The organism is uncultured Aquimarina sp., from assembly GCF_947492405.1.
Lineage (GTDB): Bacteria > Bacteroidota > Bacteroidia > Flavobacteriales > Flavobacteriaceae > Aquimarina.
Map to the genome: position 1 here is coordinate 168,369 of NZ_CANLMP010000007.1, position 11,897 is coordinate 180,265.

The following is an 11,897-nucleotide window of genomic DNA, read 5'->3' on the forward strand; positions in this document are numbered from 1 at the left end:
GTAAAGCATTTTTGATGTTTCATTTACCTATTATTACACTTATGTCGTTTGGAGATAACTTAAAGAAAATACGTGCTGAGAAAGATATTTCGCAAGGTGATCTTGCTAAGATGATTGATGTACACGCTACGCACATATCACGATATGAGCGTAATTTGACGTCTCCTACTATTGATGTAGCAAAAAAGATTGCTGATGCTTTAGAAGTATCTACAGATACACTTATCTATGGTTCTGATGAACAAATTATAAACAGTAAGCTAAATGATACCGAACTGCTACAGCTTTTTAATAAAGTACAGTTATTAAACAATGAGGATATCACTAGTGTAAAAGCTATGCTTAAAGCTTTTGTGTTTCAAAAAGATATACAAAAACAACTGACATAAAAAAACCAGTTACATCTCTGTAACTGGTTATTACTATTTATTTTCTTACTCATACCGCTGCGAAGTTAAAAACTATCGCAGAGTTTTTATTCATCAACTGGGTTTTCTTTTTCACTAATATACCTCAAAATACTAGCAATTCTATCTAGATTAATATACGGGAAAAACTCTTCAGAATTTGTAATATGCATTTGCATTGAATCCCAATCATCAAACAATGAACCATCTATAATAATATCTTCATAAGAGTTCCAATTATCTGTTGGAATAAACCTATAAAAATCCTCATCAAGATCAATCTCTTTTATATTCTCGCTCTCTAGTTTTTGGATGACCCTTCTAAAAAGAGTTTCCAATTCTTTTACTTTTATTTGCCTCATTTTCTAATTTAAATCTTTTTTAAGGTCTCTAACTCTTTATTTCAAAATTTATTGATTCCTTTTTATGGCTTCTAGTGTTGTTTTAAAGAAATCTCCTAAACCAAAATCAAAAGGATTTGATTCATCTAAACCTTTGTTCAATCCCATACTATCATCGCCAAAAGTATCTGTAAATATATTTTCAGTAAAATCAGTTACTTCTATTGCAAATTCCATTACTGAAATTGAAAAATCATCACTACTACTTGTTGTAGAGTTAGAACTATTATCTGAACAAGAATCTCCACAATCATCCGTGTTATTAGAATCTATAGAACCAGACGTAGCTGCAGTTGCAACCACAACGCTTGATGAATTTTGTGATAAATTGTCTAAATTCCTATTTAAATTATCTAACTTTTCATTAACTTTTTTAAGTTCTCCCCTTTGCTTTTTCATTTGCTTATCTAATGCTCCTCCTGGAGCACCTCTAGATTTAGCTCTTTTTAGTAATACTTCAGGGCTTGGATTATCTTTTGTCATTTGAGCAAGTCTCTCTGGATCAGTATTTCCTATAGGATCTTTATTAAACTCCGCTTGCTTTTTTATATGGGCGTTAATTTGCTTATTTAGACTTTTTTGAGATTTAAGAAGTCTTCCTTTGGCACCTTTTAAAGTTCTTTTGATATATCGCTTTATTAAAGATGTTATGGGATTTGTACCTGTTGGCATCATTCCATCATAATCTTGAAAATACACCGGATTGTCAAAACCAAAATTATAAGGAGAGTGTCTACGCATTTTTTCTGCAAGAGGATCAAGATTCATCCATCTACCGATTGCAGGATCATAGTTACGTGCAGTAATATCGATCCATTCTAAACCAAGTTCATCTTGTTCTTCTTTCCCACCAAATCCATAGTTATGCTTCCGTCCAGTAATAGTTGAGTTATACCCTTTATGTTGTAGTCCAAAGGGATAATAATTCTTCTCTTGTAGTATTTCGTGAGCATAATCATTATCTCCGTCTGCATCAGCATTATTTCTCAGCACATCAATTTTTCCATCTTTATCCTTATCAGAAAATGAGAGTCTGATGTTACCAAGATGGTCTTTATATTGGTATACATAATCAAACTCACCTTCTCCATTAGGTTCTATGTATCCTTCTGCATGGTTAAAGAACTTAAGTTGTCCGTTTTCATAGATGAAATTACCAGCATATTCAGTTGTTATTAAAGAACTTCCCTCTGTTACAATCTTTTTAAGCTTTGCTCCAGTGGCGTTGTAAATATAGCTAATATTTCCGGTATGATCTGCATTATCTACTACAACTGCACTTGGTAAGTTTAAATGATTATAGGTAATACCATTGATCCCTTTATTATGATCTATGGTCATATTACCGTTCTGATCATATACATAATCATCTCCAGTAGCGGTAGTCCTTTTAGAAAACCCAAAAGGCATCGTTACCTGATCGTTCACAGTACGTAACTTATTCCCCTCATTATAGGTATATGTAAGGTTGTCCATCATCCCAAAATCACTAGATCTACTCTGATCAGGGTTTGTTACAATGGCACCGGTTCTTTGTAGGGTTTCAATATTTCCGTTTTTGTCATAGGATACATTACTTAGGTTATACCTACCATCACTACTGGTTCCTGCAAGAATTCTATTCAAAGCATCATACTGATATCCATAGGCACGTTTAATATTGTCATTCGCAGTTTTCCAACTGGTTTCACTAATATTCCCGTTATACAAAGCAACTGTTCCTAAATTTTCGATTGTGGTATTGTAATTAATTGCAAAACCAAATAAATCTCCATTATCAGTAGTACCTTCGTTAATTGCTTTTAACCAACCTCTTACGTTATAGGTGTAATCTACCTTTTGTAGTCCTCCTTCGACTCCTTGGGCACTGAGCGAAGCCGAAGTGCCTCCTACAGCCTTAGACTCCAATTGTCCTAATTCATCATAAGTATTGGATACAATTCGCTCTTCCGCCTGATTGTTGATTGTTTGTCTTTGATCCAATAATCTCCCTATATGATCATACGTAAAAGTAGCTACCGTTACAATCGGTGCATTACTACCCTTGGTATGCGTCGTTGTGGTTTCTAATACTTTTCCTGCAAAATCTAGTTTAGTTGCTACAATATCTATTGTGTTTAGATATTCATTTTCACTTACTATATATATTGGTTGCGCCTTTTTATCATAATAAGTAACGGTAGTAATCCAGTCTAAGGTTTCTAATACCTTTACTTTGGTTCCCGTTGCTAACGATTTGGTACGATCAGTGATCGGTTGTTCATAAACGTTGATAGGATTCACAAAAGAAGTCACAGGAACAGTACCTAAAAACTGATAATCATTATAATAGTTGATGGTTAATACCTCTCCACTTTGTACATCAGGATAGCCACCATTGGTATAATACATGGTAGTACCACCAATCATTCTTTCTGGGCTGCTTTCTACCCATAAGTCTTCTGTAAACGCATTAGCTTCCGTTTGTAGTTCTGCTCTTGTTTTATTCGGAATGTTGATCTTACCTGTATAGGCAACTCTACCCAATGCATCATATTTTGTAAAGAGCCAGGCAGCATCTGCCATTAAAAGTGCATCCTGAGTCAATACAGGTTGATCCAATGTATTATACACAATAGATTCCCATCCTTTTCCCGGGATTTTCTTTTCGATCAATCGGTTTCTATGATCATACTTGTATTGATAGCACAGTTCGGAAAGCTCAGTATCAGAGATATCATTAGTTATATCCACTTTAGGAGGTATTACATAAGTCAAATTCCCAAAATCGTCATATACATAATACGTATCGTGAGCTTCTCCTTGATCAAAAGTTCTTTTTAGAATAACTTTTCCTGATTTGTCCGTATATTCTCTAGTAGTATGATCATCTTCATATGTTTGACCAGGTTGCCAGTTTTCGTCTTTGGTAATGGTTACATATAATTCATTAAGGTTATAATGCCCATTTTGAGATAAGCTAGGCGCTTCTGTATTAGTTGTATCACTAAAAGTAACTGAAAAATAAGCCACTTCTTCCAGCGCATTACTACTCCAACCAAACTTAATGGTATGATCCGTATCTGAGTCTTTATCAGCTTTCCAATCTTTTCCCGGGGCTCCTTGTTTTACCATTCGTTGTAAAGGTGAAGCTTCAAAAATACTTTCTGAATACGCATTGACATCAGCTGCTTCCATTTCTGTAAAGTCATCAGCATACTTTGTCTGATAATAGCTATTGATATCTGTAGTAACATCTACAGCTTGATAACTCCCTAACGGATCATCTTGTCTTTCAAAAGGCAAATACTGTTTTGCTTGTCTTCCATAGGAGTCATATTCCATATGCGTTACAATATCTCTTTCATCCGGAGAGGCTTTGATTGCTATTTGCTGTTTAGCACGTCCTAATCCATCAAAATACCCAATGCTCTCGATCACATCTTTAGTATACCTAATAGAATCTGATGATGTCATCCCCTTTTGGTATACTCTGGTGTACACATAGTTTTCATTACTGAAGGTTACATCCTGATAAGATCTTTCATTACATCCATTTATAGTTCCTGCTATATCAGGGCATTGATCTGTGTTATCAGCAACATAGCCTGTAGGTTGAACACATTGCGTTTTTATAACTGTGGAATCTCCAAAACCATCTCCGTCCGTATCCGCATACCATATCGTCAGAGGATTGATTGCTGCATTACTATCATTACAGTCTGTTACAGGTAGTACGGTTTGTGTATACCCACTACCAGGATTATTACATTGTGTTAGTTTTGATGTTGCAAAACCATCTCCATCGGCATCCAGATACCAATCCGGAATAGGAATGATACTGTAATTAACCGTTCTTACAGGACTCCAACATAAAGAATTGTTGTTTCTTGCTCTTAAGTAATACGCACTACCGCTTGTTCTACTTACAGTAGCATCACTATTAGCCGTGCTGGTCCCTCCAGCAGTATCCTGCCAATACCAGGTCACACCACTTGGTGGATTACTTCGGGTAAGCACACTATTGCCACAGTTGCTGTCAACCGTTGGTGCAGTTGGCGTTACAGGAACTTCTTTGATACTGTAATTAACCGTTCTTGCTGGACTCCAACATTCTGTACTATTATTTCTAGCTCTTAGATAATATACATTATCGCTAGTTCTGGTGACAGAAGGACTACTATTAGCTGTGCTAGTCCCTCCAGCAGTTTCCTGCCAATACCAAGTCACTCCACTTGGTGGATTGCCTCTGGATAGCACACTATTGCTACAGTTGTTGTCAACGCTTGGTGCTGCAGGTGTTATAGGCACTGATTTAATACTATAATTAACTGTTCTTGCAGGGCTCCAGCATAAAGAAGTATTATTTCTTGCTCTTATATAGTGAGAATTATCGCTAGTTCTGGTGATAGAAGCACTACTATTAGAAGTACTGGTTCCTCCAGCGGTAGCTTGCCAATACCAGGTCACTCCACTTGGTGGATTGCCTCTGGATAGCACACTATTCCCACAATTATTAGCAACACTTGGTACCGTTGGAATAGTAGGTACTGATTTAACACTGTAGCTTACTGTTCTTACTGGACTCCAACATCCTGAACTATTGTTTCTTGCTCTTAGATAATATTTACTACCATTGGTTCTAGTAATAGAAGGATTGCTATTCAAGGTACTGGTCCCTCCTGAAGTTTCCTGCCAATACCAGGTAATCCCACTTGGAGGAGCACTTCTGGTAAGAACACTACCACCACAGTTATTATCAACGGTAGGTGCCGCTGGCGTAGTAGGAACCAATTGAATAGTATAATTAACTGTTCTTGCAGGACTCCAACATCCTGTAGTATTATTTCTTGCTCTTAAGTAGTACGCACTACCACTAGTTCTGGTTATTGAAGAGTTACTATTAGCGGTGCTGGTGTCTCCGGCAGTTTCCTGCCAATACCAAGTCACTCCACTTGGCGGAGTACTTCTTCTAAGCACACTATTACCGCAGTTGCTGTCAACGGTTGCTGCAGCTGGCGTATTAGGAACCAATTTAATACTATAATTTACTGTTCTTGCAGGACTCCAACATCCTGTAGTATTATTTCTTGCTCTTAGGTAATACGCACTACCACTAGTTCTGGTTACAGAAGGGCTACTATTAGTAGTACTTGTGCCTCCTGCAATATCCTGCCAATACCAGGTAATCCCACTCGGCGGATTGCTTCTGCTAAGCACACTATTGCCACAGTTGTTAGCAACTGAAGGTGCAGTTGGTGTTACAGGCACTGATTTGATACTATAATTTACGGTTCTAGCAGGGCTCCAACATCCTGTGTTATTGTTTTTGGCTCTTAGATAATACTTGTTATCGGTAGTTCTGGTTACAGAAGCACTACTATTAGAAGTACTGGTTCCTCCTGCAGTACTTTGCCAATACCAGGTCACTCCACTTGGTGGGTTGCTTCTGCTAAGTACACTATTTCCACAATTATTAGCAACACTTGGTGTAGCTGGTGTTGGAGGTACAGCTTTGATACTATAATTAACTGTTCTAGCAGGGCTCCAACATCCTGAAGAGTTATTCCTTGCTCTTAGGTAATGAGAATTATCACTGGTCCTGGTGATAGAAGCACTACTATTAGAAGTGCTGGTTCCTCCTGCCGTACTCTGCCAATACCAGGTAATCCCGCTAGGAGGATTACTTCTGTTAAGCACACTATTTCCACAATTGTTATCAACACTTGGTGCAGCTGGTGTAGGAGGAACCAATTTAATAGTATAGCTTACCGTTCTTGCAGGGCTCCAGCATCCTGAACTATTGTTTCTAGCTCTTAGATAATATTTACTACCAGTGGTTCTGGTAATGGATGCATTACTATTCAAGGTACTGGTGCTTCCCGCAGTTTCCTGCCAATACCAGGTAACCCCACTTGGTGGATTACTTCTTCTAAGTACACTATTCCCACAGTTGTTGTCAACCGTGGCTATGGCCGGTGTCGGAGGTACCGATCTAACACTATAGTTTACGGTTCTAGCAGGGCTCCAGCATCCTGAACTATTGTTTCTAGCTCTTAGATAATGAGAATTACCACTGGTTCTAGTTACAGAAGAACCACTATTAGTGGTGCTAGTTCCTCCAGCAGTACTTTGCCAATACCAGGTAACACCACTTGGTGGATTGATTCTAGTAAGTACACTAACACCACAATTGTTAGCAACATTTGGTGTACTAGGTATCGGAGGTACAACTCTAACACTATAGTTTACGGTTCTTGAAGGACTCCAGCATCCTGAAGAATTATTTCTAGCTCTTAGATAATATGCACTACCAGTTGTTCTGGTAATAGAAGAACTGCTATTAGCCGTGCTAGTACCTCCAGCAGTACCCTGCCAATACCAGGTTACCCCACTTGGTGGATTGCTTCTGGATAGCACGCTACCACCACAATTGTTAGCAACACTTGGTGCGCTTGGTATAGACGGTACTGATTTAATACTATAATTAACTGTTCGTGCAGGACTCCAACATTTTGTCGTATTGTTTCTTGCTCGCAAGTAATGTCTACTTCCGCTGGTTCTGGTAATAGAAGGACTACTATTAGCAATGCTAGTTCCTCCAGCAGTACCTTGCCAATACCAGGTAATCCCACTTGGTGGATTGCTTCTGGATAGTACACTACTACCGCAATTATTAGCAACACTTGCTGCGCTTGGTGTTGGTGGAGGAGTGGATTCATCAATCAACCCATCCTGATCATTGTCTTTTCCATCACATAATTCAGTAGCGCCAGGATAAATGCTGGCATCGTTATCATTTTGATCCCATTGAAATTGTCTGGCCACATATCCGGTAGGTCGGGTTTGAGCACAAATCGCTTGATGAGGATTCCCGTACCCATCAGCATCAGCATCTAAATACCAGGGTTGTCCTCCAAAATCGTCCCCTCTACAAGGGTTTAAAACAATCTGAGCACTAGCAAACTGAGCAATACACAGAAATATAAAAGTTATATAATAATATTTGAAATTCATCTTCTTAGTTGTTTTTGTAATGGTACTGGTTTTCTGATAAGATGTTTCCATCTTCATCTCTTACTACGGATAATCGATTAAAACCATCATACTCGTAATACATCGTATAGCCTCTGGGATCTGTCATACTGGTGACTCCAATCAGTGGGTCATAAGTATAATAACTCATTTCTGCATTGGCAAAAAATGAATGAGATCGTAGTGTTTCTAAATTAGTTCTCATAGAAGCTTCTGCAGTACTACTATTTTCTGTATTAGATGTTATTTTGATCTGATCAATCAAATCGATTACCTCTGTAGGCATCCCTGTATAGGAAGCGTTGGCAATTTTCGCTATTGGATATTGGTTATTATATCCCCAGATCAATATTTGAGATATATCATCTTTTTTATGAAACTGGAGTATGTTTCCATTTTCATCTCTACTATCAATTATTGATTTCTCTTCTATTAGTTCATCTCCTTTTCTTTTTGAAATACTTCTTGGTAAGATTACTTCATTGTTAAAGTTTCCATAATCGAACATACTCATATTGGTTAATCGATTATTGAATTTATTTTCTTCCCTAATTGGTTCAGCTACCCTGTTTTGAAGTATTAAATCCGTCATATATGTCAAGCTGTTTATTTCATAATCAAAAGGATAGTATGTGTTTGTTTGTAGTGTATTAGTATTGTCAACTAAACTATATTGTTTAAGAAATGGGTATTTATCATCATATTGAAAAGTTTCTTCTGTAATTCTATTTCCGTTTTCTAGATAGTCAGTAGTAATCTTTTTTGATTGTAAGTTTCTTTCTATATTCAATTCTGAGGAATGGTAGAAATGCCAAGTTCCAAAATCTAAATTTTGATCATCTCTCCCATAATTATCTAAAATATCTCTATAACTAAGGTTGAGTGTGTTGAAAATTTTCCTTTTATAGTCATAATTAATAGTTTTTAAAGTTTCGTTTGATTCATTACGGTATTCTATCAGTGAGGGCTTACCTCGTAAAATATCGTTATCCACATAATTTGAAAATGGATACGCACTGTTGTTCTTTAAAAAATTTAAAGCAGCTTGATCATTTATCCCTATATGATTAGGATTTCCAGTATTACTTGTAATATATGTTTCTGGAATATTAGGTGCTGTCTCCGGCGAAATAAATTTATGTATTGTATGACCGTTTCCTATTTCTTTTTCAATAACTTCGGAATAACCTACAAAACTGCCATCTGTTAACTCTAGGGCACTTCTAGATTTGTCAAAAACAGTAAAAGATACATTATTAGTGGTTTTGGAAGGATCCCACATATAAGGATATCCAAAAACTGGTATATTATTTATGTAACCTGATGATTTGTCGTTTCCGTGTTTATATTCATACTCTAAAACTTTTACGTTTTGATTTTCATCGGTGAGTCTTTGACTTTTAATTCTGGCACCTCCTGCCGTATATTCTTTTCCAAGAAAATTAAATCTATGTGTTTCATACTCAAACTCACTTTTACCACCAGTAACATACTGAATAGACTTTAGTGTTCCTGTTAAAGAATAATCATTAGATTGTAAACTGTAATCTCCAGTAATGGTAACATGACTTTGATCTTGTATTGGAAATGGAAGTATCGAATTTGCCCCTTGGTTTTTGTGATAATATAGAATAGGCTGTTTTCTTTGAGTACTTGATGTTTCAGGTGTTGTAACACCATTGTTGTTATAGTACCCTAAAAAATCTTGTTGTAAAGCCTTCACTTTTGGTAAAGGATTTGTATAATTATAATCAAGTGTATACAAATCAATAGAAGTATCGTCTCTTCCAATCTGTCTAACTCGTTCTAGTTTTAATCGCTTACATTCGGGTTGGGAACAATTCTCTTTTGATATGAAATAATCATAATCAAACTCAAACCTTTTTATTATTGAATTATGAATATCTTTTATTACAATTTCCGTCAATGCGTTTTCATCATATGCATCCTGTCTAATATGACCATATACGAATTCTACTGCCCCTTTATGAAAATTAATCTTACTTAAACGATGAGCCTTTTTATATTTTATATAATTCAGGGATGACCTAAATACATTCTCATTAATTTGGTTATTATTTTCGTTGAAAGAATTTATCAATGGTAGATGACCAAAAACTTTAACCGAAACCCAATCATCAGGATCAACGTGATTGGTTAGGGCATCTTCAATCATCGACCTTTCATGTTGAACTGTGGCTTTTTGATATTCTTCGTAGTTAAAATTAACAGTTGTATTGCTTCTGGGGTCAAACATGCTTGATAAATGATGTGCCGTAACACTTGTAGTAACTTTACCTCCATTTGTAGGACTATATTTAGCTTGTCTGGATAAAGATTCTCTTAAATCTTTTTTGTCAAAAATATATTTAATACCATTTGTATTAATTAATTCAAATTTATGATATCCATAGTAGTTAAATATATCAGTCCAGTTAGTAGTAGGTGAATATCCGTTATAATCAAGAATTTCCAGTTCATTAAGTTGAAAACCTAAATTATTAGATTCAACCTCTCCATACGTAATAGGATTACTGTTAATAATACCTGATCCATCAATGGGTAAAATATTAAACGAATTATTGTTTTTTTCTAAAATAAATCTTGAAGATAATCCTGGAGCATTCGCAATAAAAATATCTGGAGAAGCATCTTCTTCTGCCTCTAAATCGTAACCTTGATAAAGATCATAATGAGAATTAATCTGTAATATCTCATCATATTCTCTCAAATACCCTTTTTGAGTAACATATTCATAAGTAATCGATCCGTGATCCCAATCATTTTCGCTAATTAAACCTCGTCTAAGCGTTTGATCCGGAATATCTTTAATAATTGTTGCCACACTTCCAGAGGCATTTAAGTTCCAGCCAAGTCCAACATTTGAGGCTATATCATCTACCTTTATACCCCCCGAATTATAAGAAAGACTGATGGGAATATTAATATTTCCAGAAGTGATTTCATATAAAGGTAAGTTTACTTCGATTTTACCTGTATAAAGGTTTATTGGTAGTGAATTATACTTATGAAAAGCCATCACATCTGGAGTAGCCACGAGTTCATCGCCCGGTATTAGACTATTAAAAGGATTGTTTCCATTAGATTGACAATAAAAAATGCTTGGCCATAAAAATGTAACCAATATAATCCTAACAATTTTTCTCATAAAATAATACTTAATAATTTATATTCAATTCAATTTTTCCGATCGCAAACTCATCAATTTCTTAATGTGATTAAGAATACTTCTGAGGTAAATTTTGCCTCCCTACTTGTACGTGTCGTTAGAAAGAGAAATGTTACCCCTGTTTTTTACTTTTTTTTGAAAATTCTATACGATATGATGTTTTTTAGCGTGTTTTGTACTTCGGACTTCGAGACCTGTTCTCCTATGGAGGAATCTCGGTCCTCAGAGACTCACTTACTCATCAACTATGTAGTACTCATTACTTTGTACTCCGCACTAACTCCTAACTCATCACTAACTCCTGATATACCTGATCACTTTGTATCATACGAAGCAGGCGTTCTTTAATCATACATTTCTTTTTTCGTGTATAGCCTTCTGTATATCCGTTGCTGGTAGCGATATCTTTCATACTTTTTCCTTCCAAATAGGATCCTAGTATATTTTTATTACGGTCCGTGAGCCTGATAAAATGTTTTTGATATACTTTTTGTTGTTCTTCTTTATTGATCGTTTCCAACACGGAATCCGATGGGTCTAAAGCATTCTCCATAAGCTGTTCATTGTATGTTAACAGTTGTTTTTTGCGAATTTGATTCCTCCACATGTTCTTACAAATCCCCATAAAATAGGCGTGGATAGAGGTGTGAATTTCAAAGTCACTAGCTCTTAGTTGATGATATAGTAATACCAATGCTTCCTGAAAGATGTCCTCCACATCCTCTGCAGTTCCTCCATACTGTAGGAGTAACTTTCTAACCGGCGGTAGATTCTTTTTATAAAATGATTTAAGAATACTACTATCCCCAGTAATAATTCCATCGATGACGTGTTGATTTTTTGTTGTATTCATTTTTATTGTATGTGATTTTCCCTTTTAAATTT

Annotated in this window: 5 protein-coding genes; 1 reads left to right on the plus strand and 4 read right to left on the minus strand. The window is 36.0% G+C overall.

The window, feature by feature from the left end:
* Nucleotides 1–14 precede the first annotated feature (14 nt).
* Complete coding sequence (locus Q0829_RS22340; protein WP_298547110.1) at nt 15–389, plus strand: RstR family transcriptional repressor; 375 nt, start codon at nt 15–17, stop codon at nt 387–389.
* Nucleotides 390–475: 86 nt separating this feature from the next.
* On the opposite strand, the gene Q0829_RS22345 is transcribed toward Q0829_RS22340, so the two are convergent.
* The 4 genes from Q0829_RS22345 to Q0829_RS22360 form a co-directional block, all read right to left on the minus strand.
* Nucleotides 476–769 (minus strand): hypothetical protein, encoded by a 294-nt coding sequence (locus Q0829_RS22345; RefSeq protein ID WP_298547112.1) that lies wholly within the window; start codon nt 767–769, stop codon nt 476–478.
* Between the two features lie 48 nt (nt 770–817).
* The gene (locus tag Q0829_RS22350; protein WP_298547118.1) at nt 818–7,804 is read right to left on the minus strand and encodes a DUF6443 domain-containing protein; all 6,987 of its coding nucleotides are present in this window, start codon (nt 7,802–7,804) and stop codon (nt 818–820) included.
* Nucleotides 7,805–7,808: 4 nt separating this feature from the next.
* Nucleotides 7,809–10,991, minus strand: a complete 3,183-nt coding sequence (locus Q0829_RS22355) for an RHS repeat domain-containing protein (protein WP_298547121.1) — start codon at nt 10,989–10,991, stop codon at nt 7,809–7,811.
* Nucleotides 10,992–11,295: 304 nt separating this feature from the next.
* Nucleotides 11,296–11,865, minus strand: a complete 570-nt coding sequence (locus Q0829_RS22360; RefSeq protein WP_298547123.1) for a sigma-70 family RNA polymerase sigma factor — start codon at nt 11,863–11,865, stop codon at nt 11,296–11,298.
* Nucleotides 11,866–11,897 lie beyond the last annotated feature (32 nt).